Genomic DNA, 26974 nt, shown 5'->3' with positions numbered 1-26974 from the left:
CTTAAAGACCCAAGTAGCTCACTTTCTCTTAAGAAGGGTATTACTGGCATTTATTTGCAGTTTCATTAACAGCTCCATGGTTAACTTCTCCTGCTCATCTTTATCACTAGATAAAAGAGCCGAGGCAGTTTCAATTACATCTGGGGTTTCAGCTAATCCCGCTTCCCAACCAACAGCCTCATAAGAAAACCTCAGTAAATTACACAACTCTATTGTATTTTGTCCTTTCTTTGTTTTGGGTGAATAAATACTTCCCATAAATATAGCTATATGATCGCTATAGTCATCAAAATGTGGGTGGACAATTAAAAAATCATCACTAGTTGTTGGGTATGTTTTTCTATTACTATTTACAAGCACATTATGATTACTTTTAGGCCCATTACAGTCCTTACACGCCACACAAAGATTTCTTGGAACAAACATAAACTGAGGGGATTTTTCTCTTGGAACTATATGCTCAGCATCCCAAACAGATGAGTGCTTAACAGGATATTTTTTATTACAATAAACACAAATGTACTTCTGTATTTTTTTATAAAATTCTTTTATTTCATTCTTTATCGAGGACACCTCTTCCCTTGCCCAATAATTTTGGTGATGCAATTCACTTGTATTTTCATATTCTTCTACTAGCTGCGCGCCATCATCTGAATAAACAACAGGGGATTGTATTATAGCCATCTAAGTCCTTTCCTTTACTGCCATTTCTAGACCATCAATTAAGCTGGCAATGGGATCAGCATCATCTACAAGCTCCCTTACTTTCAACAACTTAGAAACCCTGTTGTAAATATCATCCAAGTCATCCAGGTCTTTCTTACCAATCTTGGATATGAGGCTCAAACACTCCCTTGCTAGAAATTCATTTGAAAACCCTGGTGCATCTAACATATATGCCAACTGGTAATCAGCAGATTTATTGTAATGCTCGCTAGCTGAAGCCAGTTCACCAGTTTCCATTTTGAGTATGAAACTATTCTCACCACGCATTTGGGATACTATTTGAGGCGAGTGAGTAGCTATAATAAAGTGGCAACCTTGATAGGTTGAAAAAGTCTTAAGCAAAAGATCAATGTACCTCTCTTGCCACTCCGGGTGCAGGCTAATTTCAGGCTCATCAATACAAATCAATGAATTATTTTCGATTTCAGCGGCCACCCCTAAAATTGTCGAAATAACACACTGCTCACCCGAGCTAGCCTCTCTAATTGAGAATTTTTTGCTATATTCATCCATCGGAGAAAGGATCACGTCTTCCAGTCGCATCAATCCTATTTGCCTTAATAAATAGGTACGCCTAAAAAGCTCTATAGAACCAGAATTGATGATTCCCGAATCAAAATTCATATCAAAAACAACATCTCTCTGCCTCCTAAACTCAGGTACACTACACTTTATAAAATCGATCGCATCCAAAACCTCATCTATAGAACTAACACGATTAATTTCTTCAATTATATTTTTAATTTTAAGCTCAAAATACTTTCTTTTTGGATCAACATAATCTTCTTCCAGAGAGGATTTCTCAATTTCGGAAACCAGTCTGTCAATAGAAATTTCAAATCTATAGGTGATAGTAATGGTAGATCTATACCCGAGAAAACTAAAAACATTCGACAACCTACCTTCTTTCCCTCTGTTATCAGTAATGTTTCTAAATAAAGATCCAGCCACCCTATCAAGGATGGTTGTTGGCCCAGCAGTTAAGGCTGGTCTAAAATTCTTTTCACCGAGGTAAAAATAACGACCGTCCACACCACCTTCACCACTCTGGTGCTTTCTGGGGATTGGGAACTTATCGTGCTGAGTAGATGATACCGCAATTATTTTTCTTGGAAGATCTGAGATCTCACTCGTAAATTCACTATGCCCCATACTTACACTTAGATTACAGCTTTTCATGTTACTTATTATATCTAAGTGGAAGCCATCTAAGGCTTTAATACGTTGATTTCTATAGCTTCGAATCTTATCAACTCTACCATCATAAAAACATGAATTGAGTGAACCGACTATGGCACTTAAGTAACGACTTTTCCCGACGCCATTTTTACCGACTATCACGGTTATGCAGTTTTCTTCACCTCCATTTAAGGAACCTCTGAATAATTCTGAGTCAATTTGGTAATATTCACCTACCCATCAAGACTACGATGAATCATGCACCAAGTCACCTTTGCCGAAGCAGAATATAAGCTAAAGCGCCGTATAACTCGGCGAGAGAAGTTTCTTTCTCAAATGGAAATCCTCATCCCATGGCAGCGACTAGAAGCTCAGATCACTCCTTGTTACCCACAAGGCAAACGTGGCCGACAGCCATATCCATTGAGTGTCATGCTTCGTATTCATTGCATGCAGCTATTTTACAATCTCAGTGATCCCGCTATGGAAGATGCACTGTATGAAATTGAATCCATGCGTAGTTTTGCTGGATTGACTTTGAGTAGCCCAATTCCCGATGAAACAACGATTCTTAACTTTCGCCACTTACTGGAGCTCAATCAGCTAGGTGCAGCTCTTTTTGATGAAATCAACAAACATCTTGCTGAGAATGGCATGGTACTGCGTGAAGGCACGATTGTAGATGCCACTATTATCTCTGCGCCAACTTCAACTAAGAATGAAAAGAAAGAACGTGATCCGGAAATGCATCAAACAAAGAAAGGCAATCAATGGCATTTTGGGATGAAAATGCATATCGGGGTTGATGATGTGCTCGGAGTAATACATAGCATAGATACAACAGCAGCGAATTCGCATGATGTCACAACCACAGAGCGAGTTCTCCACGGGGAGGAGAAAAGAATCTGGGGAGACTCTGGGTACATTGGTGCGGAGAAACGTGAAGAGTTGAAAGAGCGGGAGGCGGATTGGTATATAGCAATGAAGCCGAGCAAGCTAAAAACTCTTCCAGGGCGTGATGCACTCCGTAAAGCGGAAAAGATCAAGGCGCAGATAAGAGCGAAGGTCGAGCACCCCTTCCGCTACATCAAACAGGTATTTGGTTATGACAAGGTCCGCTATCGGGGACTGGTAAAAAATACTGAGAGGCTGTGCTTACTGGCAGGCTTTACCAACTTATTAATAGGGAGAAAATACTTGGCTACCTAGGGGGGGCGCCTGAAATCCGCCTATTGAGGATTTCAGATGAAAAATTAGGGGACTATTACGCGAAAATTACGCGTTTGAGCGTAATAAAGTGAATTTTTCAAGCAGTGTAGCTTAATTCTAGAAAAATGCTTCGTTGATCAGAGGGTCCCTAAGGAAGGTTTGGCAAGGGGAAGATGCCTACCTTCATAAATAGATTTGGTAATCCTAAAACCCAAAACTCACCCCCAATCAACTATTTCTTGGTCCGTTAAATATTTTTCGTTTCAAACCTAGAGAACCCCAAAAATATTCTAACTCTATTACACGAAGCTCACCTGTGAGCAATCCTGGACACCCACTAATTAAAAAGTATAACCCGCCAACCCTATCAACTAAAGCGTTAACCAACTTCAATTACGGGAGCAAAAGGGGCAACCAAGGAAATCAGCTTTCTAACACAGAGGCTCAGAGAAATATAGGCGCGTAAATTTTCTTATTGGAATATATTAAGTTTTATTAAGTGTCACAGCTGAGTAGAATTGATAGATATCAATCAGTATGGAGGGTTGCAATCAAGCAAATTTCTACGGTTGCTGCCCTCTAACAAAGATCTCCAAATTTCTGAAGAGTCCATACTTTCAATAAGAGAACCACAACGTGAATTAAGAGTAGAGAGAAGGCGCTGACCCAAGGTGCTGCAACACCAGGGGCCAGCTAACCAAATTGATAAGAGTCCTATCAAGATGGCTGTATGCATACTACGCTAGAAACCCGCTCGTCTTCAATAAAGTGGAGCACAATCAGCAGCTTGGAGCGCCCGCCCAAGCTCTGGGAGCCTAGCGCCCGCCTTTTCCTATTCTGCGCCCATCGCCCCCGCGCCCCACCCCACTCTCCTATCAAGTATCCCTTACCAAGCTTCCCCACCAAGGAATGCCCACCCACAGTTTGAGTATCGGTAGGAAGAAAACATGTTGATCCTAAAGCGCCGAACAGGCGAAAACCTAAGAATTGGAACGAATGTCTCGATCACAGTGCTGGAAGTGAAGGGAAATCAAGTAAAGATAGGCATCCGCGCCCCCAAATCCCTCCCCGTCCATCGTGAAGAGATCTATGTGCGTATCGAGAGAGAACGAAAAATAAGCAACGGAAGGCGTTGAAGAAAGGTTCTCCAAGGAAGGAGGCTCCACCTCAATAAAGTCGCTATTAATAGCTAGTTATCTTCGAGGTATAGGGCAGTGAACTTACATAGCCCTCTTTACAACTACAAAAATTCACCTCTCCACAGAAAGGTAAAAGTCAACACAAATTCGATCGAACAAGCAGTATAACTAGTTCGCAGAAGACTGTGGTCGTTTTTTAACCTATTCTTCTTCATCACTACGATCTATCAGGTTTTCCGGTGAGCCCAAAGTGCTATCTTTTTCAAGCTCTTCCTTAATATCTTCAGGAAGTGGCTTGAACAACTCTTTTGCCCTCTCTTCGGCTTTCTTTTTTGCCTGTTCGTATCTTTCTTTATCGTTCATAAGTCTCTTACCAGATAATGTGGATTGCCTTTCTTTGAACCAACCAATTTAAACCCACCATGAGACATATAGTACTTTATGATCTTGTCATTCATAGGCTCCATGATGCGAATTTTCTTTGCACCAATTAGATCCCCATAAATTTCATACGCCAATAGAGAAATACTGAACATTTCACCGGCGTATGGACAATTCTTAGGCGCTCTCTCTATAAAATCTAAACGCATTTCGGTGCCCTTGAATGTAGGGCGACCAAGGGACATTGAACATAGAGTATTCCCTAACCAAACTGACATATCGAATGACTTCGGATAGAAAATCTTATAGCTCCGGGAAAACTCCCAATCCCATGAAACCTTTCGTTCAGCGGTATCCTTCCAAGCCTGGAAAGCATTTAAGGTTTTGTGATCTATACCTTCAACATTTAGAACGCCCTTCAGGTTTCCGGGCAGGCTTTCTTTTGCTATATCTCTTGCTTGCGCTCGAAATACATCATACCGTTCTAACGTTTCCTTATGTGACGGTTGCATGTTTCCTCCTTAAATATGCTTACTGAGACTAATGATAATCATTCAGCTTTAGGTAACCAACTCTAGCTGGTCACCAGCACTTTCGTGTTTAAGATCTGAGTTATTAGCAATGCCAAACGGAATATGCACCATAGGTATATCACCAGTATCTGATTTAAGGTGACTTCTTTGGTCATCAAAAAACATGTGAGGTTTAAGCCTGGTTAATATTCTCTCTTTTACCATCCCACCTAAAAAGAACATTTCATTAGCACTTACCCCCCAATCTTCAAGAGTCGTAATGACCCTTTCATGTGCAGGTGCATTTCGGGCAGTTACAATCGCAGTCCTAAGTATACGCTTATAGTTTCGGTCTCTTTCAACCTCTTTATCCTCTAATTCTTGTAGAGAGGATAACTTTTTAAATAAATCTGCCAGCGGCCCCGGTTGATGAGGAATTGCAGACTTTTTTACTTCATATTCATGAAACTCTGGTAAGTCCCCATCTTTGAATATGGCTTCCGCCTCATCATCAGCAATCACACCATCAAAATCGAATGCGATTCTTAACTCATCATCACCATCATCGTTTACAATCTTACTAGGTAATACAACACCAGCAGGGAATCCTGCATCTATTGCATTTTGGACATCCACTTCATTTGCTGAAAGAAAGAGTGATGCATTAAACGCTGGAACATACTCATAAGGAGACTTCCCTTCGACAAAAGCTGCCCTAGAAATATCAAGCTCATAGTGTTTAATAGAGCGGAATACTCTTTTGCCTGTGGTAGCAGAATTCCTCGATAATAAAACCACTTCAACCGGGACCTCATCTCTAAATCGCTGATTTACCTGAAGGAACCGTCGGATAAATGGAAAAGCAACACCTTTTTTAAGAACATTATTCAGATTCGCTTCTTGAAATTCTTTGTAGGCTTTTGGGCCTTGATTTTCGAAAACGGCATTTGATTCTGACAGGTCAAACAATGCACTCGACGATACTGCTATCACAAGCTTACTTTCGATTGGATATGGCATCAACTATCCTTCAGGTTGATTAGGCGTCCTGCGCAGCCACCGCAGAAGCGGTACCATGCAACCATGGACATCCACTAATAAAAGTATAAACCGGCAAGATTCATAATTGAACAGGGAAATAGCGCAGAAAATAAAGATGTATTAAGAAATATAAACCAAACAAATTATTTAAAATAATTTAATTAGCCTGTATTTATCTTTCTATATTCTGTGTGTACTCAACAAATCTGGGCACCCACCAAATAGAGTGGCGAGCACGGCAGCAGAAACCAGATTAGAAAATTGACATTGCTCCTACAAGAATGATTTAAATTCAACAGGTTATAGTGAAGTACCAACTCAGGAAGAATAGCCCCCAGCCTTCCCTATTCTGCACCACTGTGGCCATTCCCTACCCGAAAAGTATTACCTACTAAACTCCCCCAACAAAGGATACCCACCCATGGTATGAATACCACGAGGAAGCAAATAAGTTGACCATAAAGCACTGAGCCGGCGAAAGCCTTTAAGCTGGAACTAATGTCCTATTTGCTGCACTGGAATTGAAAAGCAGTCAAGGAAAGATAGACATGCACGCGTCCAATTCCCTTCCTATCGATTGCGAAGCGACCTATGCGCGCACAAAAAGTGGACATTGAAAAGAGCTGGGGGCAAATTCGCTAAGGAAGGAGGTCCGAACGCAAGCTTTCACTTCCATGAATCATGACTATGGGGGCTGGCATGGCAAGCCAACTTTGAAATAAGTATTATCGTGTCCCCGGAACCGGCTTCCCATATAAGAGACGGGAAGCCCATCACCCTCGGTATAGGTGTAACCCTATTGGATAACAATCACATAAGCTGGTAGTGAAAGGGCTTAGTCTCTTACGACTTCAAAATCAGAATCACTAGTGTATAACACGAATACTCCAATCCAAACCACATGACATCTACTTTTAGGAGTGGATCACCCAGCGTAAGGTTACTAGCTTATAAATTAAGTTCTACAACACGTACTTGCTACGTAATCTTGCGCTCAAGCCTTTCTCGTTTTTCATGCAACTTGGCTTTAGTACTCTGCAGGTCATTACTCTGGATAATAGCTCTCGCAAAGTAAAAACATACACCTACTCCAGTACCAAGCCCACCAAGACAGAGACCATAAATTACACTGCGAAGCAACAAAGGTGGATTTAAAAAATGAACCATTAATAGAAGTACGATTACAATAAAAAGAAGAAAGAAACAAATAAAAATTAGCGTAAGTGAACTTCTCAGCAGCTTAGTATTTCCTTTGCTCAGCTTCTCGACAAACTCTTGATGAGAGTCTATCTCTTCAATCTTCTTTCGGATCTGATCTTCCCTAAAACGAATATATTTGATACACGCTATTCCAGCGAAAAACGAAACTACAAAAGATGTGACAATTACTTCCAGGCTCACAGTTTATCCTTATATATCGCTTTTACATAATGCTATAATCACGCACCTGTTAAGTAAACTACTTTATTACGAAACCTCGTCAACCTCCGGAAGTCTTGCCCTCCCATTTCCTATTCTGAGCCCATCACCCAACGCCACACCCCACTCTTCCTCCAATAATCACTTACCATGCTTCCCAATCAAACAGTATCCATCTACAGCTTTAATATCAGTAGGAAACAACATATTGCCCCTAAAGCACCGAGTTGGAAAACGCCAGGAATTGGAACCAATGTCTCAGTCATGATACTGGTAGCGAAAGGCAATCAAGTAAAGATAGGTATCCACGCCCTCAAATACCTCTCTACTCATCGAGAAGAGATCTATATACGCATCAAAAATGAACAAAAAGTCGACATTTGAAGACGCTTAGGATAGATGATTCAAGAAAAGAGGCCTAAGCTGATTTAAGTTTCTATAAATAGCAAACATAGCTTATCCGGTAAGTGGTACATTTTTTACGGAAAGAATGTACTTGATGTGCTTATTTAGTATTTTTTACTTCGAGCTCTAGCTGTGCTTTTGCCTTTTTTATTAGCTCGAGGCAGTCGATTGATGCTGAGGTAGCCTTGTCACAGTTGAATTGCCAACCCTCCTGGTTCTCTGCGATGTCGATTTTTAAAGTTGCTTTAAAGTAACCCCAATATAGATTAGCTTGGTCCTCTATAGTCAGTAATTTTTCTTTCACGCCGGGAAAGTATAGGGATGAAATCATTAGTACTTCTGATATAAGATCATGTGCTTCGCCGTAATTTTTATCAAAATAGCGAATTTTATCTTCGCCTTCTGCCATATCTACTTTGGCTAAAGATAACTTCAACGAGAGGCTTGACAAGTTGAAGTGAATTTTTTCAGCCAATTTACGTCTGTTTTCATAGTTTGATAACTCTCGATCTATTTTGGATTTTTTCTCGATCAAATATGCTTGAAGCACCCCGCTAAGCAGTGCACCAGACAAGGCCGAGCATGCGGCGATCAATGCGTAAGTTGATTTGATATCCAAATAAACCTCCGAGAATACTTAACAGTTAATTCAACATCACAACTTTATATCACGCTTTTCTATAATTTCAACTCCTGTCAGCCTTGTGACTGAATAATATTAGACACTAGCAGTTCTGGACACCCACCAAATAGAGTGGCGAGCAGGGAAGTAAAAGAGAAATGGGGAAATTGGTATTTGGTCTATAAAAATGATTTGAATTCAACAGGTTATAGTGAAATGTTCCTCTTTGCAAAAGATATTCCTCTAGCCTCTTGGAATGCATATCAAGATAAGCTTCTACGCCGTCTTTAATTCTTCATCTGTCCAATTTCCGCTCAATGTAAAACCCTATGTAAGGTGTAATGTTTGCATCAAATGCGAGGCAGGTGTCATCAGGGCACACTTGTCATCTTCCTTTGACGAAAATCTTTTGTGATATTAGCCCCTTCTGGAATTTTCATTACTATAGATCCACCATCATGGAAAAATGCAACATGATCTTTTGCATGGACGACTAGAATTCCTTTAAAAATTAACTTTCCATCCTTGCTATTAACTGTGTGGCAGTTACCCCAGAAGTCATCATCGCCTATGTGACAGCCACTCTCTAAGTAGTTAGACCTGATGCTTGCACCATAGTCCAAGCCTCTATAATAGGAAGCTGCAGGTATTGCGAACCAAAAAACTGCTATAAAAGCTAGAACATACAAAATTGATAAAATTCCATAGGATGCAAGACCTGCTATACCAACTGCTTTAGTAAAGTCATTATTTTTCCAATGGAGATATGAAATTATTTTCTTGATTTGCAGCCATAAGAATCTTTTAAGTTTTGAATTAGATCTTTTCTTGCTCTTAATTATCCAATAGCACAGACCAATAAAACTACAGAAGGCAATTAATGTGTAAATTATTCTAGGCCAGGAGAATATTAATTTTAAAAAATCCGAACATATAGAACTGACCGCTATCAATAAATATCCAATTGCGTAATAGGCTGAAACATATGCATCTTGAACTGCCAAGGGAAAAACTTCTGTACTTACACCTAATGCAGCAAGCTTACCCTGATAAAAGCTCAGACCAACCAAATACCCTGCAGGCGTTAAAACAGCAAGGTAAGCCAGAAATAGATTAATCTGATTAGCTTTCTTTTCTGAAAGATCTGACAATGATTATTTCTCCTCAGAAACATAATAGTTAATTCAAAATCGGCATCTATGTATTACGCTTTTTTAGCTTTAATACCAACTAGCAAGAACCACTAAAACAAGTAGAGCACAAAGAAACCAACCTTAGCCGGCACATGTGTTCAAAACAAGACATAAAGCCATGCGCTATAATTTTTTAGCTTTCCCACTCTTTATTTTTTGATAAAGACATTATAAAGCCTTGGTTTCAAGTAATATAAAAATTATAGATTTTTAGGGAAGCTTCCGGTGATTGTTAAAGATTTTCGAGCACGAGTGACTCCCACATATATTTTTCGCAAAAGTAAATTACGGTCATATTTATTTCGCAACCCTGTTAAATCAAGAAACACGTGATCATAATCTGAGCCCTGGGAGCTTATTATATTAACAGCATAAGCTGAATTAACTGGAGCCGCAAAACGCTCATAGTCACTAATCTTCTTTCTTATTTCATTAGCGCCTAATTTATTGCCTGATTCCAGTGATTGTTTTAATTCACTTTTGAGATTGCGGTGCACAACAACTGCCTCCTCTACATTAAGAGCGGCAGAGAACTCTACACGCTTATCATCAGTTATTGATCGACAAACATAGTCATTAACCCTAATACCGAGACTTGATTTTTTGGGCTTAGATACAGACTCAACAATTAAATCAGTGTCTTTTGATATAAAACCTTGAGCAGTCTCCATATCGGCTAGCGTAATCAATATTTCATGCTCTTGAAATGCAGAATTAGACCTACTAGGAAGAACCTTTTTCTTCACCCCCCTATTTAGCCCATCAACCTCTGCGTTAGATCCAGAAATTGAAATTATTTTTACTGAATCTCCATTTTTAAAACGCTTAGAGGCCGCGTCTATAAACGATGTAAACGGTAATTTTTCAACACAGCTGAATGATAAAAAATCTGGAAACTTTCCTCCATCGACAGATGCCCTAATACCTTTAGCCAATTGATACAAACCATTTTTTTCTGTAGCATCTTGCCTATAACAGCCTGAAAGTTCAATTTGCGTGAAAGATAAATCAGCAAAAACTGGAGATTCAACATATTTATTATTTTCTATGTATGGTATTTGATAAGGATCACCAACCATAACCAACAAGCAATTCTGGGCATTTGCAACATCTATAATAAACTTGGCTGCCTTTCCATCTTGCATCCCACACTCATCTATAAAAATTACGTGCCCGGCCTGGAATTTTGGTGTTATCTCGCGCCAATTGATATAACCAAATTTGTCGAACCAAAAACCAAACAAACGGCCCGTCGTTGATATTGAAGATTCCGGACATATCCCACTAATGCCATCTCTTAGCTTATTCGTGGCACGACTTGTAAAAGCAGTAACCGATATAGGATGGTTGATAATACAAAGCCTAGCAATTGCTGCTTTTATTACAGCACTCTTACCACTGCCAGCCTCGCCCTTTATAAGTATGTGTTGATTAAAGGACGAGTTTTGAATAGTAGATTCAATTAGCTGAATCGCTAACATTTGGTCTTGATCATATACTATTTGCATAAATTCCCTTTAGATGCATTCTTAATATTTCAGGAGGGGAGTAATACCCTTAACATCCACAAAGTAAAAGTATAAACCGCCAAAACTATTAGCTAAAGCAGCAATTTTGGATGCTCACCAAATAGAGTGACGAGCTGGGTAGCAGAAGCCAGATGAGAAAATTGGCATAGGACTGAAAAATTCTGGACACCCAACAAATAGAGTGGCGAGCAGGGCAGCAGAAGCCCGATTAGAAAAATAGCATTGGTTCTACAAAAATGATTTAAATTCAAGAGGTTACAATGAAAGGTAATTCTGGACACCCACTAAATAGCAAGTATAAACCGCCAAAGCTATTGACTGAAGAGGAGGGTCAAACAAAATAATAGGAGTTAGCTACTTAAAATGGCATAGACACTATGGAGATAAAGTACATTTATCAGCTTGGATCGACTCCCCAAGTTCTGGGAGCCTAGCACCCGACTTTTCCTATTCTGCGCCCACCGCCCCCGCGTCCCACCCCACTCTACCTACAGGCATCACTTACCAAGCCTCCCCACAAAGGAAGGCCCACCCACAGTTTGAGTATCGCTAGGAAAAAAACATGCTGATCCTAAAGCGCCGAACAGGCGAGAACCTAAGAATTGGAACAGGTGTCTCGATTACAGTACTGGGGGTGAAGGGAAATCAAGTAAAGATAGGCATCCACGGCCCAGGTGAGAGATCTATGTCTATATCTAAAGCGAACGAAAATTAGGCTATAGGGGTTGTCCAGGTCAGGCTTCCCAAGGAAGAAGGCCCTACCCCTCTCTGTAGAAGTTAAACTTTATTTGGCAACGAGATACATATCTCCACGCCCTGCTCCAGCCTTTTCTTGAGTAAACTGTACAAAATGTACATGAAGTAAGTTGTTCCAAAAAGGCCCGAAGAGCCGTAGCATACTACTTGTGCTTGTTAGGCACCGGGCTCACCAGAAAGAAGGAAGTACGCTGTGTAGGCTAATCCAGCTACTAACAACCAAAATGAAATACTGACAATCACCACCAGAAACCCATTTGGCTCTCTCCCTTTCTTTGTGAAAGGTTTACAAATTAGATTACCAGGGAAATGGAACATGACCTCGACAATGATTGTAAATATAGTCTCAACAATAAATCGACCGAGAAACCTAAATACACCGCCTATTACTTCTTCCACTAATTCTCTCTCCGAACTCAGGATTTTTGACGCCTAAAGCACTTACAGCAAAATCAAATCGAAGCAACGGTTTTTACACCGTATGCCTTTTCGTTTTAAATGTGAGCTCAATCCGAACCTTCTGAGTCAGAAAATTCGTTGCTACAATTGGATTCTACTAGGGATGAATCACTTCTATTCATAGAAATCACAACAGAATCAATTTCTTTCCTGGCCTCGATTGAGCTAAGACTTACGCCAGATTCTGTACAATATTTATCATACTGCTTTTTATCTGACCACATGTATATTGCGTACATTTGATACTTAGTCAGTTTGGGATAGTGGTTTTGAACACTATTAGCTACCTCAGAGGCTAAATATTTTCTCTTATTCCCCCAATCATTTGATAATTTACGCCTTAAATCCCTTTTGAAGATCCGTATGGCCTTGCGTTTACTTGACAATTTTAAAAACCACACGATCGGGTACCTTTACCGATTAATTCAAAATCTACATCTGTATATCATGCTTCTCTCTAATTCTAAAGATCATATATCCTACAACACAAAAAAATACAGAGAGTCAAGAAACCACCTTTAACTGATAAGTATGTCAAATAAAGATATAGAGCAACCTTTTATATTCTTGTACTTTCTTTGCTCTGTATATTTTTAGAAATACTTTATGAGTCAATGAGTTATTGCTTATCTTCAAGAAATAAGAAAAGCTGTTTTTCAACTCTGATATACAGAACAATGCAAAACCATCTTACTTGCCTATTCTGGGAGAATTAGATAAAAAGTCATTTCTCCCCTGCACCCACCGCCCCCCATAAAAAGTCACTTAGTACCCTGTTAAGGAACACCCTCTCGGATTGAGTATCAGTAGAAAGCAATGAGGTTACCCACAAATAACGAACCGGCAAAAACCTAAAAATTGTTACGGATTCCTCACTCACAGTGTTGAAGTAAATGGAAAATAAGTAAAGATATGCCTTCTACCCCAAACCCCTTGTCATCTATCGAGGAGACATTTACGTGCGCATCAAACATGAACAAAAAGTAGGACTAGAGAGCCCTGCTGTAGTATCTATTTGATAGATGGTACATAACTGTAGGATTTTTTAGAACTTGGGCAAAGTATGGGATATCCCATTCATTGCTTTAAAGGTTGAATCATGCAGAAAACTATTACGATTATTGGTGCCACAGGCCATTTAGGTCGTCAGGTAGCACGAAAACTGGACGCTAAAGGTGTCCAGGTAACTGCGCTCGTAAGGGACGCGGTTAGCGCTCGCACTATCCTCCCAGAGAGTATCCAGCTTGTCGAAGCAGATGTCTCGGATAAAGAGAGCCTGGTGTCTGCACTAGTTGGTACCAAAACACTTTATATCACCCTGAATACCACGTCACTCGACCCGACTTTACCCTTTCATAGTGAGCGTGAAGGTGTGATTAATATCGTGGAGGCTGCAAAGATCAATGGTGTGCAACACATCATGCAGATTGCTGGTATTGATTATCTCCACCCAGAGTTTGCGGACAAGGGGCTTGAGTACAAGACCAATGTAATCCGTAAGCCAGGGATAGAGGCCATTAAAAGTTCGGGCATTGATTTCACCTTCTTCTTCTGCTCGTTCTTCCTGGACTCTTTCCCCACATTTATAGAGAACGGTCAATTTTCTATCATCGGCGATCATGTCCACCCTATCTACTACACCAATACAACAGACCTGGCAGAGATGATCGGTAATGCTATCGGTAATGAGATGGCCTACAACCAGAGTTTTTCAGTTCAGGGTACAGAAGGTATGTCTTTACCAGAGGCGGCCAGAACGTTCGTAGAGGCATATTCTCCGGGAACAGAAATTGCCGTCTATCCTATCGCAGCCATTGCAGAAATGGGACTGCCCGAGGAGCAGGCAGTATTCATGGAACATATGCTGACTTACGTAGAACAGCTAAAGGAGCAACCAGTGAGTCAAAAAACTTGGCAGGTGTTAGGTAAGCCAGATACAACTATCACAGATTTTGCCCGAGATCTGTCAAACGCTTCATAGCCACTGATCCTTGTTCAGTATTGCGTCCTCTGTGCTCAGCCGCTTCATCAAGTCAGTGGCTGCGGGACCCAGTGGACGCTTACTGGACCAGATAATATCTACACCGTGTGACAGCTCTTTCTCCTGCTCAAATACCAGAGGGAGCTGTATCAGTTTTTTCGCCGCTATCCCCTTCGCAACCACGTGTAGTGGCAATACTGCCCAGCCCAAATTGGCGTCGACAAGGTCAAGTGCATCATCGACACGTGACACACTCCACACGTCGGGAGACACCAGCCAGCGAGTTTGGCTGGATATCTCAAACTCCTGCAATAAGATTTGTCGGTATTGTTTCAGGTCTTCCCAGGTTACTTCAGTAAGTTGTGCTATCGGGTGCTCAGCACAGGCGACGCCAGTGAGCTTCAGATGGCCCAGGGCTCTGAAATCGCACCCAGTGGGCACATCCTCTTGCTGCGTGATAATCCCGAGTTGGGCCACATCCCGTTCGACCCAGGTCTGTACATCCTGAACACTTCCCGCTCTGAGCGTAATTTGAACATTTGGATATTTGGTCTCAAACTCTTGAAAGAGTCCACCCAGGTTTTTAATCCGCACATGCTGGGCAATAGCTAACGTCAACCGGGCCTCGACATCCAGAGACAACCCCTGTGCGATCGCCATCAAACGCTCGCGTTGCTCGATAAGATTCCGTGCGCGTTCCAGCAGTGACTCACCAGCGTCCGTCAATCGCGGGTATCGTTGACTACGATCAAATAGATTGACTCCCAAGTCAACCTCCAGATTCGATACCAGTGAGCTGATTACCGACTGTGCCTTTCCACATTTACGTGCAGCCGCTGAGAACGAGCCAGCCTGCTCGGTTGCTACAAATGCTTCCAGTTGCTCAATAGAAACTGCCACGCGCCCAACCTATCTGTTTAAGGTATAGTATCTAACTTATCCCACCTAAAATAACTATATATCATTCAGGCATATTTTCTCAACCAGGGTGAGTATGGCTGATGACTAAATCATTGAAGAATCGTTTATTCCATGCGGTTTCCTACGAGTTTTTTCTGCTGCTGACAGGTGGCTTACTGGTGGTGCCAGTGTTTGATCTGGAGGTACACCAATCGCTAGTACTTGCGGCTGGACTATCACTGTTTGCGCTGGTCTGGAATATGGTTTTCAATCACGCCTTTGACTGGTACTTATTGAATATACGTAAAAACCCGGAGAAGACGTTTATCGTTAGAGCCATGCATGCGTTATTGTTTGAAGGGGGTATGTTGGTACTGACGTTGCCAGTAATCGCCTGGGGCTTTAATCTGACTATCCTAGAAGCATTTATGCTTGAGATAGTCATGGTGATTTATATCGTGATATATACCTATGTATTCAACTATTGGTTCGATAAGCTGCATAGCTCGTTTCAAGTTACTGAACACAAACGTTAAAGGTCTTCTCCACTTTCTATTTTAGATGAAATGCAGGACCAGTTAAGATACACATCGCCGGAATCACCCGATGGGGGCAGAGATACATACTTTTACTATGTGCTTAGCTCAATACCGATACATCTTAAATTTGTTAGCAGTTCTTTATATTGATCGGACTTGGAAGATAAGTATTGTAACTTACGATGCCTTTTAACTTCCCAATTACCAATGACAGAGTCAATTTTTGTACCGGATGCCGATGGTTCATCATCGAAACCAAACTCAAATCCGCAGCTACATATCTGGAAAGAGCCACTACCATCCTCTAAGTAAACAGGAGCCCCCCAACTCAAGGCTACCACATACAGGATAATGCCAACATCCATTAACTCTTTAACAAACTTTCTGGCTATATGCTTATTAATGGTTTTGAAGATGCCTGGGAAAGCATACGTGCCTACTAAAACTAAGCATATCGATTGGATATGACCTCTTTTTAAGTGAAGTGGTTCAGGATTGATCTGACAGTTAACAGAAATTCTGGACACTCACCTAATGTAGCAGGCACAGGACTGATACTTATTCAAACAGATTGATTTAGGACTTGTGATAATTTTAAGTTGAATGGTAAGGCTTCCGAGTTGAGAGCAACTGGATTCTATCACTAACAGTTTTTGGGTTTTATCGACTGGAGTTCCACCCATACGGGGTGAGAGGAATTTTGTGGAGAAGCAATAAAGTACCAACGAAGCTCATCAGTTTTTTCACAGTTAACTTGATTCCCTTTAAAGTAGAGGGTCTGCTCTTTTTTGGTTACAAATGGCTCAATCCACTTTATCTGACCAGTATACTTGCCATCATCCCACTCAATTGTAATAGCCGGCTTATATTCTTTGCCTTGAGTGACGGCCTTGTACAACCCCCTATAGTAGGAGGCTATAAAATCCTGTATTTCGACCTTCCCAAAAACTTGGTTCTTCTCTGGCTTGTGAGTCCATGAAAAAGCATAACTAAAGAAATCCTCTTTTTCTTGTTTATACATACCAGGCAGAAACACAAGCTCTTCAACACCATTCAAGGTGATATCTGAAGCAAATTCGATCGGGAAAGGAATCACTTCAGTCTTTGAACTCTTTGGGAATTCGGAATAAGTATTAAGTCCTTCAGCAAAAAGCAAAGGTGAAAAGAGGAAAGTAATACAAGCCACCAATCGAATTAGAACGCCATCAAGCCTTAGATAATTATCCATTTAATCTTACTTTCCTTTAATTCCATACCGAAGCAAAAACACGCAACCAGTTTTCACCAATTATTTTTTCTACCACTCGATCAGGAATTCCCTTTTGGCTTAGCCTATAGGCAATTAGCTCCATCCGCCGCTCAGAGTTCAGCTCAGGAATAAACGGTGGACGATTTGGTGTTTCTCCGGGCGCGGAGATTCCAGCCGCAATACGACGCTCAACTTCCTTACGGATACTTTCTCGATACTCAGGGCCATCATTGACCGGTACTACGCCTTGGTCACTACCTATGGCAATATGATCTTCACCACATACTTTATAGGCATGCAGTATATGTTCTATCACCACATCGGCCTTTATTTCATGCTCCCCACCCTCCAAAAATGGCATTAAATAGATTCCAACCAAGCCACCGGTGTCTGCAGCAGCTTTTAATTCGGTATCGTCATTATTTCTAGGGTGGTAATAAATTGCGTTGCAGCCAGTATGAGAGATCACAATCGGTCTTTTTGATTGACTGATTGCACTAGACACTGTCTTCTTTCCAGAATGCGAGAGGTCGATCAAAACCTTCTCCGCCTCCATGATCTCTAGGGCTTTCTTGCCAAGGGAAGTTATCCCTGAATCTTCCTTTACGAGACCGCCGCTGCCAAGGATAGAGGGCCCATTGTAGGATACCTGCATTATCTTGACGCCCATTTTGGCGAATTCTGAAATACCTGAAAGTGACTCATCAAACATTTCAGTTGATTGGAAACCCATTATGATACCGAGCTTACTCTCCTGCTTCGCTTTCAGGATATCTGATGCAGAATGAATTAAGCTCAAGTAGTTTGAGTTCTGCTCGATGATAGATTTGGTTTTTTCAACCTTCTTTAAAGTCTCTGTGTAGTCATCACCTGGATAGGGGACTGTCATATTCAAGGCACTAATCCCCGAGTTCTTGAATATTCCCAGGACTTCTTCAGAGACTGGCTCCCTGAGTGAGAATGCTCCGCTGAGGCCATCAATTACAATCGATGAACTGTATGGATTCCACGTTGCTTTACCTGCGTTAACCCCGGAAAAGGCATTTAATATACCCGAGTTAATAGCCAAGTATGAACCAACACTACCTGATACTAGAGATTTAATCAGTGCTCTTCTATTTATATCGTTCATAAGTCCCCTACTCCAGAATTAATCAGCGCTTCGTGAAGCTATACACTCCACCTCAGCTTTGGCATCAAGTGCCAGGCCGCTCGCAGCAAAAGCACTCCTCGCAGGTTTCTTTCCGTTGAAGTACTGGAGGTAGACTTCGTTCGCCGCAGGCCAATCATCAATATCAGCGAGCATCAAAGTACACTTAACCACATCGTCAAAATCCAGGTTTTTGCTTTCGAGAACTTGGCCAATATTCTTCATTGTTTGATGCATCTGAGCTTCCAGACTTTCACCTGCCATGGTTAAAGTTGAAGGATGATTACCGATCTGCCCAGATAACCAAATGGTTCCATTCACTTCACGTGAAGAGGAGAAAGGCAACTGTGGATCGTCGCCAATAAAAATAAAGCGACCGTTCTTAACCACATGAGCTATCGACTGGCTATTTTCGATATTCTTTTCTGGACTTTCTGAAAGTACAACAATATTTGCTTTCTTTCCCTCTTCAATACTACCAACAGAACCTTCTATCCCTATCACTTTCGCAGCATTTATAGTTGCAGCTTGAATTGCCTCAAGAGGTGTCATACCAATTTCATCTACGAGCAGCTTAAGCTCATGATGAATCATCGGTGTAGTGTCATTTTCAAGGTCACTAAATGCATCCGTGCCAGCAGCAATAGTGATGCCGTTTTGATAGGCAAATTGTGTCATTTGTGTACTGAGCTGATCAAGTTTCCTGTACTTTTCGTTTAAGGTATTCCTTCTTTCAAATACTGTAAGCGTCGCATCTAAAATTGTACCGTTCTCTTTCATTGCATCAAAAAGGTCTAAATAGCTATCTTTTTGCAGCATTTTTCCCCAGGTTGAATCATCGAACTCAGCAGTTTTTCTGCGCCACGCCTTGAAGTTATCAACTAGCTGAGCAGACATATCTGAGGCATGTGAAATAGTCTCAACACCAGCATTGACAATATCCAAAGGTTTGGAGGGGCCTATATAAGCATGCGACCAGACTTTCAAACCATGTTTCTTGGCTGCACTCGCGAGTAATGGCACCGTCTCAGCCTCAACATCAGCATATATTTTGATGCCTGTTGCACCAGCACCTATGGCCTGAAGCATTATTGAATCCATATCTGAATTTTGATCTACCGCTCTCATCCATGTTGTGCGGCCTGGAGTACGCCCTTTAGCTGAGGCAATGGTTCTCGGGTCCGAGAAGAAGGATTCTCCACCTATAATGACTGAAAAGTAGATGTCTGGCGAAGCGATGGAGTCGACCTCTGCTTGACGTTTTAAGTAGGCCAATGCTCGTGCATCACCGCCCATATCTCTCACAGATGTGACACCACCACGAAGCAGGTATCGAAGTCGCTCAGTAGTGATAGACAAATTATCCCAGCTATCCGGATCTGTCGCATGGTGGACATGCGCATCTATCAGGCCAGGGATTACAAACTTCCCTTTTAAATCGACAACACTGGCCCGCCTCACCTTGGAGAGCTTTTTCGTTGAAGAAATTCTCTTGATCTTATCGCCTTCGATAAGAATCGACTGGTTTTCATCAACTTTAAGCGCATTAACGTCCACTATATTGGCGTTAATGAGCAAAACTTGCTCTAGCTTTCCATCCTCTGCTGATACAACGCCGCTGGTAGCAATGTGTAGAACCGCCAGAATAAAAATTTGTTTTATTTTCATGTACTTATCTAATGTGAGACCGTGGGACTTTTAATCTACTAGCAAAATTTTGCGTCATTTAGGATGCACTTTAAATGTAATTTAGGTTTATAGTGTATAAACTATTTGTTTATTATGTTTGTCTGTATACTCCAGCTAATGCCCACCGTAAGAAGAGAAGCGGATTAGCCATCAGGGGAGTCAATGAACAAGTTACACGCCCTTGAGGCATACTGTTTAGTGTGCGAAAAGCAAAACTTTGCAGCTACTGCTCGCGAGCTCGGCATTTCAGCAGCAATGGTTGGTAAGTACATTAAGCAGTTAGAAGAGGAGCTGGGCTGCCTATTGGTGATGCGCAATACACGCAAAGTATCCATAACCGAAGCGGGCGAAAATTACTATAAACAGGTTTCACCAATACTAAAAAAACTCCACTCCGTCGACCAGGCGATGTCAGAATACAATCAAGAGCCTAGAGGCAGACTATCGATATCGACCAGTATAGAGCTAGGCAGTCAATATTTTTCAGGATTGATTGCCAATTACCGTAATCTATACCCTCAAGTATTCTTGGATTTTCATCTCAGCAATGACCCACTCGATTTACTCGACAATAAAATTGATCTCGTTTTTAGAATCGCACCAGAATTGCCAGACTCTAGCTATATCGTCCAATCTATCGCAAAAACTAAGCTAGCACTCTGGGCAAGTGACTCTTACATAGAGAAGAATGGGCTCCCTGAAAGCATAGAGTCATTAAAGAAGCATCAATTACTCTTCTTTAACCACAGTATTCGAGGGGATCATTGGCTATTTCAAGACAAAGAAGAAACAAGAAAGATCAAACTTCCCTGGGCCTGGCAATCTAACAATGGGAGGCTATTAAATGAGGCGGCTGCTGAAGGACAAGGAATAATCCAAGCCCCTTTTTACTCTGTCAAATCTTATGTCGACTCTGGCCATCTCACTGAGATTCTACCTAGATTCACAATAAAGCCACTAACTATTTTTGCGCTCTACCCTCATCGCTGCGAACTTTCCCTGAAGGTTAAAACCTTTATCGATATGGCTAAGAGCTATTTTGAGCAAAATCATTCCGAGCAGTTCTGATTCAATGGATGTATTCAAACGTACTTTCTCAAATCTAGGCCCTGGTATTATTTGGGCTGCAAGCAGTATTGGCGTATCTCATATCGTGCAGTCTACTCGCGCTGGTGCAGATTACGCTTTCGCTTTGATTGGTTTTATTTTCCTGGCTCATTTAGTCAAATACCCTTTTTTCAAAATCGGACCAGAGTACGCTGCTGTCACCGGTGAGAGTTTATTGGAAGGCTATAAAAAACACAGTCGACTTGGTTTTTATAGTTATATGGCTCTCACATTTCTAACAATGTTCTTTGTTCAAGCTGCGGTTACGATCGTCACAGCTGCTTTAGCCCTCAATTTATTTGGCGATATCTTAAATGTTTCAGAGTGGTCTGCCATCATTTTGGTCATTACATGTGCAATATTGATTGCTGGCCAATTTAAATGGCTGAATGAAAGCTTAAAGTGGATGGTCCTCATTCTGGCAATTGCCAGCTTGATCACTCTCATTGCCGCAATAAGTCAATATGGGCTTCTTCCCTCTAAATCCTATTTAACAGCTGATATAGCACCAGCTGTGAGCATCGCATTTGTTGTCGCCTTAGTCGGCTGGATGCCAACTTCAATTGAAGTTTCTGTTTGGCACTCTATTTGGTCGGAGCGAAGGATAAAGGAGAGACCGGATAGAGGCTTTGCCAAGAAATCTCTCGTATTTGACTTTAAGGTTGGTTATTTCACCAGCTTGATTCTAGCTATTGTATTTGTATGGCTAGGCGCATTAGTAATGTTTGGGAAAGATATTGAACTATCTCAATCTGCAGGCATATTTGCTGGTCAGCTAATCAATATTTATACCGAATCTCTAGGTGACTGGAGCCATTTAACAATCAGTATTATCTGCTTTATTGCGCTTTTCTCAACTACCTTTGCAGTCTCCGATGGGTTTCCTCAAGTTTGGCGAAGTGCCTTGAGGTCATCGAGTAGTATTAAGATTCCCGAAAATAGAGTCTACGTATCCACTCTTATTATACTAAGCCTCATAAGCTGGTTTATTATTTCCCTATTTGCCAACCAGCTAAAGGACTTAATCGACTTTGTAACTACTCTATCTTTCGTTTGTGCTCCAATCTTTGCTTTACTCAATATTCTTGTTATGAACGGGAAGTGGGTACCAAAAGAGCATCACTTAAAGGGATGGTACTTAGTTTATACCTATGCCTGCCTGTGCCTAATGATAGGTTTTAGCTTTTACTTTATTTATTGGCGTTTCTTGAGTAACTAACTATTCCTTTGCAAAATCAGCTGACTTGAAAAGTCTATAAATAATATTGTAACCGCCAGTTTAATGTAGAGAAACCCAATCAAGCTTGGTGTGGCGATATTACCTATATCTGGGCTGGCTCAAGCTGGTGTTACCTAACTACCGTTATACATGCTCGCCGTATCGTTGGATGGGCTCTCTCAGGTCACCCAGATACGGCATTAACTACAAAAGCACTGGAAATGGCCTGGGAGCAGCGAGGAAAGCCCCATGGAGTTATGTTCCACTCGGATCAAGACTGTCAGTATACCAGTCATCAGTTCCGCCTACTGCTGTAGCGCTACCGAATGACCCAGGGCACGAGTCGACGTGGAAATTGTTGGGATAATGCACCAATGGAAAGACTGTTTCGGAGTCTGAAAAGTGAATGGATACTCCCTCTCGGTTACAACTCTATCACAGAAGCGAGCCGAGACATCAGCCATTACTTGATGATTTACTACAACTGAGAGAGTCCCCATCAATACAATGACATATTACCGCCTGCAAAAGCGGAAGAAAAACTTAACTTACTGTCCGGCAATAGTTGACCACTACACTGATCGTTAAAAATCAGGAGAGTAGAAAAAAGTTGACTGGCATTTTAGGGGGGTGCTTGATGGCTTACAGGCCATTCTAAGTACATTTGAAGAGATTTTCTTAAGTCGATTATATTCTGCTTTTATTGAGGCCACCCGGTCAAAGCAACAAGATTTTATGGTCTGTAAAGTTGGTGCCAGAGTGGAATTTTTATAAAACCGATTTTTGATCAAATAACAATCAACTATTTCATGTTCAAGTGTAATTATATGTAATTGGGCCCCTATGATTCCTATGAAACACATCCCAATTAACAAGCTCAGCCTTTAGTGAAATAAAAGCAGAATAGCTACCTACACTCCCCCTCAACCTATAACCTCTGAAAAATCACTTTGACAGAAAGCACTTCTTAAAAGTACCAATGAAAGCTAAATATTCATCCCAACTTTCCCGAAGCCACAAAAGGTTTTTCAATTTGATCGAAAGATATCCTTGAAGCAACATCTATCTTCTCCCCAAGAGGATAGCTATTATGCAAGCGTCTTGGCTGAATACGTTTATCAAGAAAACTTGAAACCTCCTCCCTTGTAGCACGATGACTCTCATCCCTGCTTTTACCAGGCTCTAGGTATTCAACGTCACTCCACATTTGCATTACATGTTTAGCCTCTTCAAGCTGCTGCGCTGTACACTGCACAATTGGTTTTCTATATCTCGACAACTCACTTTGAACCTCTTCATAACGACAAGATAGACCAGGAGAAAACTCAAACATCATGGAATCCATTATACGCTGTATAAACCCAATATAATTATCCCAAGGTGTTCTTTGATTTAGGCGATATGCATTTCCAGCATTCGAGCCCGCACGACTTATAATAAATCGGCAACAAAGAAAAACTTTATCACTGACAGCCAAATTCCAACTCACCTTATCTACACCATCTGCGAGTGGCTGACTCTCAAAATAGAACCAGATTTTGCCCTTTTGATTCACCCACTGACAGTTAAGGGGGGATAGATAATCCGGCCATTTATATTGTGTTAAATCAAAACGATCACTTTTAATCCCTTCATGCATTTTTTGCAGATCCGTAAGGCAACATCTACGATAAACCTCACGAACTAAAACCTCATCATTAAAGAGGCTTTCATTAACAGGAAGATCATCAATATAATTAAGGTTTATAAAGAAATTTATATGCCCCCCATAACTTTGAAGCAAAGGCACCCCTTTAAAACCCCAGCGAGTAGAAAACAAGTTTAAAACTTTGATAGCATTAAACTGTGCTTTATTTTTAATACTAACCCCAGATTGGTATTCAAGAGGATGGTAGGACTGCACATCCTCTATATCAAAGCTATCCGGCTCAGTTTCCCACTGCTGAATTGAGGAGAATGGATCAAAAGCAGGGGGCACCATAAAAGAAAGCTTAGATCCGGAAAGCCTTTTCTCAACCCTTCTCGCATTACGGAAGCTCGGCCCACGAGGAAAAACATCTTTCAAAAAATTCATATGAAACTAATCTTCAAGGCAAGATATTGCAATAATAGAGCAGCCCATCTGCGGAGTATTTCCCCGCAGAACACAACTTGGAACCTAAAGAAGTGTTATGATGGTCTAAATAACTATTTAATTTATCACCCTTGATAAATTAAAGGTTGACGAATATGCTCTGCGGGAATCCTTGATACAACTTCTATTTTTTCCCCCAAAGGATAGCTATTATGTAAAGGCCTGGGCTGAATACGCTTATCCATAAAACTAGAAACTTCATCAGCAGAGGCTTTATTATCATCACCGATTCCATTTCCAGAAGCTACGTATCCAGAACCACTCCACATTCTCATTACATACTTTGCATCATTAACCTGCTGGGATGTAAAAGACAAGATGGGCTTATCTTTAGCTCCGGGTTGCTCCTGAACTAGGCTAAGGCGATCAGATAAACCAGAAGTAAGATCTAAACTTATAGAATCTACAATGTGCTGCGCAAAGCCAACATAATTATCCAATGATGTGCATTGAGCAACTCGATATGCATTACCAGTATTAGAGGGTGCGCGAGTAATATTGAATCTAAAGCTCAAGTAATGTTTATCTGTTAATGCAACATGCCAACTGATTCTATCAAATCTATCCCTCAAAGGCTGACTCTCAAAGTACAACCAACTCTTATTAGCCTGCTTTATCCATTGGCAATTAACTGGTCCCAAGTAGCTGGGCCACCGATATTGAGTCAAATCAAACGGGTCACTTTTCAAACCCGGGTCAAAATTATGAAGATCTCCCAATTCATATCGGCGATAAACTTCTTTTGCTAGCACTCTTGTATCAAATACACTCTCATTAACAGGAAGATCTTCTACTGAAGTAACAGCGACAATCAGCCTAATATCGCCACCATACCCCCCTATAATGGGCACCCCCTTAAATCCCCAACAGCTTGAGAATAGTTTTAGATATGTAATATCGGGAAATTTTATTTTTTCGTTAAGGTTCTTACTCGAACGGTATGAAATCGGGCAAAAATTCTCAGCTTCAAAAATATCAAATTCGTCAGGTTCTACTTCCCATTTTTGAATAGAGGAAAATGGGTCTGCAGAAGGAGGTACCATAAAAGAAAGCTTAGACCCGGAAAGCCTTTTCTCAACCCTTCTCGCATTACGGAAGCTCGGCCCACGAGGAAAAACATCTTTCAAAAAATTCATATGAAACTAATCTTCAAGGAAATACGATCAAGGCAAGATATTGCAATAATAGAGTAGCTCATCTGCGGAGTATTACCCCGCAGAATACAACTTGGAACCTAAAGAAGTATTATAATGGCCTACAAAAGCTATTTAATTTATCATCCTTGATAAATTAAAGGTTGACTAAGATACTCCGTGGAAATTCTTGACACAATTTCTATTTTATCCCCCAAAGGGTAGCTATTGTGTAAGGGCCTTGGCTGAATACGTTTATTGATAAAACTAGAAACTTCGTCAGTAGAAGCTCTATTATCATCATCCCTTCCTTTGCCATGAGCTATATATCCAGAACTACTCCACATTCTCATCACATACTTTGCATCGTTTACTTGCTTGGAAGTAAAAGACAAAATCGGCTTACTATTAGCCTCAGGATGCTCCAGAATTTTAACAAGACGACCAGACAAATCAGAGGTGAGATGTAAATCTAAAGAATCTACAATACGCTGCACAAACCCAATGTAATTTTCCCACGAAACACGCTCACTTACTCGATATGCATTACCGGCATTCGAAGCAGAGCGAGTAATATTAAACCTAAAACTTAAAAAATGCTTATCTGTAAGTGCAGTATGCCAGCTAACTTTATCAAGCTTATTTCGCAGAGGCTGACTTTCAAAGTACAACCAACTCTTGTTCGCCTGCTCTACCCACTGGCAATTAATGGGCCCCAAATAACTAGGCCAGCGATACTCGGTTAAATCAAATGGGTCGCTTTTTAAACCTGGATCAAAGTTATGAAGGTCTCCCAATTCATATCGGCGATACACTTCTTTTGCCAGTACTCTTGTATCAAATAAACTTTCATTGACTGGAAGATCCTCTATTGAAGTAACAGTAACTACCAGCCCAACTTTGCCCGCATACCCCCCTATAATGGGCACCCCCTTAAAACCCCAACAGCTTGAGAATAGTCTTAGATACCTAATAGCTGGGAATTCAATTTTTTCATCCAAATCCTTCCCCGAACAATATGAAATTGGGCGAAAATTCTCAGCCTCTAAAACATCAAATTCGTCAGGCTCTACCTCCCACTTTTGAATAGAGGAAAATGGATCTGCTGGAGGAGGCACCATAAAAGAAAGCTTAGAGCCGGATAGAGTTTTCTCTATCCTTCTCGCACTACGAAAGTTTGGCCCACGAGGAAAAACATCTTTCGAAAAATCCATATGGAAATAATCTTAAAAGTAATCTGATCTAGGCAAGATATCGCAAGAATAGAGAAGCTCATCTGCGGAGTGTTACCCCGCAGAAAACA

Annotated in this window: 27 protein-coding genes and 1 pseudogene; 9 read left to right on the top strand and 19 right to left on the bottom strand. The window is 41.1% G+C overall.

Annotation, left to right across the window (positions count from 1 at the left end; translation table 11 throughout):
- Positions 1-18: 18 nt before the first annotated feature.
- Positions 19-684: an HNH endonuclease gene (locus tag ACJJI8_RS16535; protein ID WP_444897104.1), complete on the bottom strand. Its 666-nt coding sequence runs from the start codon at positions 682-684 to the stop codon at positions 19-21.
- Positions 685-2067 (bottom strand): AAA family ATPase, encoded by a 1383-nt coding sequence (locus ACJJI8_RS16530; RefSeq protein ID WP_444933051.1) that lies wholly within the window; start codon positions 2065-2067, stop codon positions 685-687.
- A 96-nt stretch (positions 2068-2163) separates the two neighbouring features.
- On the opposite strand from ACJJI8_RS16530, the gene ACJJI8_RS16525 reads away from it, so the two are divergent.
- Together ACJJI8_RS16525 and csrA are read left to right on the top strand one after the other, a co-directional pair.
- Positions 2164-3114 carry an IS5 family transposase gene (locus tag ACJJI8_RS16525; protein WP_444932661.1) on the top strand — a complete coding sequence of 317 codons (951 nt, stop codon included), beginning with the start codon at positions 2164-2166 and terminating at the stop codon, positions 3112-3114.
- Positions 3115-4061: 947 nt separating this feature from the next.
- Entirely contained in the window at positions 4062-4250 is a 189-nt protein-coding gene (csrA, locus tag ACJJI8_RS16520) for a carbon storage regulator CsrA (RefSeq protein ID WP_282932586.1), read from the top strand.
- A gap of 204 nt (positions 4251-4454) precedes the next feature.
- Here csrA and ACJJI8_RS16515 read toward each other — a convergent pair whose 3' ends face one another.
- The 4 genes from ACJJI8_RS16515 to ACJJI8_RS16500 form a co-directional block, all read right to left on the bottom strand.
- Complete coding sequence (locus ACJJI8_RS16515; protein WP_157954055.1) at positions 4455-4616, bottom strand: hypothetical protein; 162 nt, start codon at positions 4614-4616, stop codon at positions 4455-4457.
- Complete coding sequence (locus ACJJI8_RS16510) at positions 4613-5146, bottom strand: hypothetical protein (RefSeq protein ID WP_444901484.1); 534 nt, start codon at positions 5144-5146, stop codon at positions 4613-4615. Before ACJJI8_RS16510 ends, ACJJI8_RS16515 begins: the two co-directional genes overlap by 4 nt.
- A 48-nt stretch (positions 5147-5194) precedes the next feature.
- Positions 5195-6166, bottom strand: a complete 972-nt coding sequence (locus ACJJI8_RS16505; RefSeq protein ID WP_444933050.1) for a 5'-nucleotidase — start codon at positions 6164-6166, stop codon at positions 5195-5197.
- 999 nt (positions 6167-7165) lie between these two features.
- Positions 7166-7588: a hypothetical protein gene (locus ACJJI8_RS16500; protein WP_444933049.1), complete on the bottom strand. Its 423-nt coding sequence runs from the start codon at positions 7586-7588 to the stop codon at positions 7166-7168.
- A 168-nt stretch (positions 7589-7756) separates the two neighbouring features.
- On the opposite strand from ACJJI8_RS16500, the gene ACJJI8_RS16495 reads away from it, so the two are divergent.
- Entirely contained in the window at positions 7757-7990 is a 234-nt protein-coding gene (locus tag ACJJI8_RS16495) for a carbon storage regulator (protein WP_444933048.1), read from the top strand.
- A 121-nt stretch (positions 7991-8111) separates the two neighbouring features.
- Here ACJJI8_RS16495 and ACJJI8_RS16490 read toward each other — a convergent pair whose 3' ends face one another.
- From ACJJI8_RS16490 to ACJJI8_RS16480, 3 genes are all read right to left on the bottom strand, one after another.
- On the bottom strand, positions 8112-8630 hold the full coding sequence (locus tag ACJJI8_RS16490; RefSeq protein WP_444933047.1) for a hypothetical protein: 519 nt from the start codon (positions 8628-8630) through the stop codon (positions 8112-8114).
- A gap of 374 nt (positions 8631-9004) precedes the next feature.
- A complete protein-coding gene (locus ACJJI8_RS16485; RefSeq protein ID WP_444933046.1) occupies positions 9005-9784 on the bottom strand; it encodes a hypothetical protein in 780 nt (259 codons plus the stop codon).
- A gap of 242 nt (positions 9785-10026) precedes the next feature.
- Complete coding sequence (locus ACJJI8_RS16480; protein WP_444933045.1) at positions 10027-11334, bottom strand: AAA family ATPase; 1308 nt, start codon at positions 11332-11334, stop codon at positions 10027-10029.
- A 583-nt stretch (positions 11335-11917) separates the two neighbouring features.
- On the opposite strand from ACJJI8_RS16480, the gene ACJJI8_RS16475 reads away from it, so the two are divergent.
- Complete coding sequence (locus ACJJI8_RS16475) at positions 11918-12070, top strand: carbon storage regulator (RefSeq protein ID WP_444933044.1); 153 nt, start codon at positions 11918-11920, stop codon at positions 12068-12070.
- 197 nt (positions 12071-12267) lie between these two features.
- Here ACJJI8_RS16475 and ACJJI8_RS16470 read toward each other — a convergent pair whose 3' ends face one another.
- The gene (locus tag ACJJI8_RS16470) at positions 12268-12510 is read right to left on the bottom strand and encodes a hypothetical protein (RefSeq protein ID WP_444933043.1); all 243 of its coding nucleotides are present in this window, start codon (positions 12508-12510) and stop codon (positions 12268-12270) included.
- Between the two features lie 107 nt (positions 12511-12617).
- Positions 12618-12971, bottom strand: a complete 354-nt coding sequence (locus ACJJI8_RS23150; protein WP_507021828.1) for a DUF6559 family protein — start codon at positions 12969-12971, stop codon at positions 12618-12620.
- A 698-nt stretch (positions 12972-13669) separates the two neighbouring features.
- Here ACJJI8_RS23150 and ACJJI8_RS16465 point away from each other — a divergent pair.
- Positions 13670-14551 carry an SDR family oxidoreductase gene (locus tag ACJJI8_RS16465; RefSeq protein WP_444905447.1) on the top strand — a complete coding sequence of 294 codons (882 nt, stop codon included), beginning with the start codon at positions 13670-13672 and terminating at the stop codon, positions 14549-14551.
- On the opposite strand, the gene ACJJI8_RS16460 is transcribed toward ACJJI8_RS16465, so the two are convergent.
- Positions 14546-15451, bottom strand: a complete 906-nt coding sequence (locus ACJJI8_RS16460) for a LysR family transcriptional regulator (RefSeq protein WP_444933042.1) — start codon at positions 15449-15451, stop codon at positions 14546-14548. The two genes, ACJJI8_RS16465 and ACJJI8_RS16460, sit on opposite strands and share 6 nt — an antisense overlap.
- Positions 15452-15564: 113 nt before the next feature.
- On the opposite strand from ACJJI8_RS16460, the gene ACJJI8_RS16455 reads away from it, so the two are divergent.
- Positions 15565-15987: a PACE efflux transporter gene (locus ACJJI8_RS16455; protein ID WP_444927630.1), complete on the top strand. Its 423-nt coding sequence runs from the start codon at positions 15565-15567 to the stop codon at positions 15985-15987.
- A 95-nt stretch (positions 15988-16082) separates the two neighbouring features.
- Here the strand turns inward: ACJJI8_RS16455 and ACJJI8_RS16450 are convergent, their stop codons facing one another.
- The 4 genes from ACJJI8_RS16450 to ACJJI8_RS16435 form a co-directional block, all read right to left on the bottom strand.
- Positions 16083-16517, bottom strand: coding sequence for a hypothetical protein (locus ACJJI8_RS16450; protein WP_444905450.1), 435 nt, complete (start codon positions 16515-16517; stop codon positions 16083-16085).
- Positions 16518-16633: 116 nt separating this feature from the next.
- Complete coding sequence (locus ACJJI8_RS16445) at positions 16634-17218, bottom strand: hypothetical protein (RefSeq protein ID WP_444933041.1); 585 nt, start codon at positions 17216-17218, stop codon at positions 16634-16636.
- Between the two features lie 16 nt (positions 17219-17234).
- Positions 17235-18371 (bottom strand): dipeptidase, encoded by a 1137-nt coding sequence (locus ACJJI8_RS16440; protein ID WP_444905452.1) that lies wholly within the window; start codon positions 18369-18371, stop codon positions 17235-17237.
- A gap of 18 nt (positions 18372-18389) precedes the next feature.
- Positions 18390-20057 (bottom strand): amidohydrolase family protein, encoded by a 1668-nt coding sequence (locus ACJJI8_RS16435; protein ID WP_444933040.1) that lies wholly within the window; start codon positions 20055-20057, stop codon positions 18390-18392.
- A 183-nt stretch (positions 20058-20240) separates the two neighbouring features.
- On the opposite strand from ACJJI8_RS16435, the gene ACJJI8_RS16430 reads away from it, so the two are divergent.
- The 3 genes and pseudogenes from ACJJI8_RS16430 to ACJJI8_RS16420 form a co-directional block, all read left to right on the top strand.
- The gene (locus ACJJI8_RS16430) at positions 20241-21146 is read left to right on the top strand and encodes a LysR family transcriptional regulator (RefSeq protein WP_444905454.1); all 906 of its coding nucleotides are present in this window, start codon (positions 20241-20243) and stop codon (positions 21144-21146) included.
- Positions 21118-22404 (top strand): NRAMP family divalent metal transporter, encoded by a 1287-nt coding sequence (locus tag ACJJI8_RS16425; protein ID WP_444933039.1) that lies wholly within the window; start codon positions 21118-21120, stop codon positions 22402-22404. The genes ACJJI8_RS16430 and ACJJI8_RS16425 overlap by 29 nt, the downstream gene beginning before the upstream one ends.
- 53 nt (positions 22405-22457) lie before the next feature.
- Positions 22458-22973, top strand: a pseudogene (locus ACJJI8_RS16420) (IS3 family transposase); the annotation flags it as partial.
- A 425-nt stretch (positions 22974-23398) separates the two neighbouring features.
- Here ACJJI8_RS16420 and ACJJI8_RS16415 read toward each other — a convergent pair.
- The 3 genes from ACJJI8_RS16415 to ACJJI8_RS16405 all read right to left on the bottom strand — a co-directional run bounded on the left by ACJJI8_RS16415 (position 23399) and on the right by ACJJI8_RS16405 (position 26885).
- The gene (locus ACJJI8_RS16415; RefSeq protein ID WP_444933038.1) at positions 23399-24478 is read right to left on the bottom strand and encodes a hypothetical protein; all 1080 of its coding nucleotides are present in this window, start codon (positions 24476-24478) and stop codon (positions 23399-23401) included.
- A gap of 125 nt (positions 24479-24603) precedes the next feature.
- On the bottom strand, positions 24604-25674 hold the full coding sequence (locus tag ACJJI8_RS16410; protein ID WP_444933037.1) for a hypothetical protein: 1071 nt from the start codon (positions 25672-25674) through the stop codon (positions 24604-24606).
- Between the two features lie 140 nt (positions 25675-25814).
- Positions 25815-26885: a hypothetical protein gene (locus tag ACJJI8_RS16405; RefSeq protein WP_444933036.1), complete on the bottom strand. Its 1071-nt coding sequence runs from the start codon at positions 26883-26885 to the stop codon at positions 25815-25817.
- Positions 26886-26974: the final 89 nt, after the last annotated feature.

This window comes from Microbulbifer maximicatervae (SeqCode), from assembly GCF_052467695.1.
The sequence above is the reverse complement of the archived record's forward strand: the minus strand, read 5'-3'. Positions and strand labels throughout refer to the sequence as shown.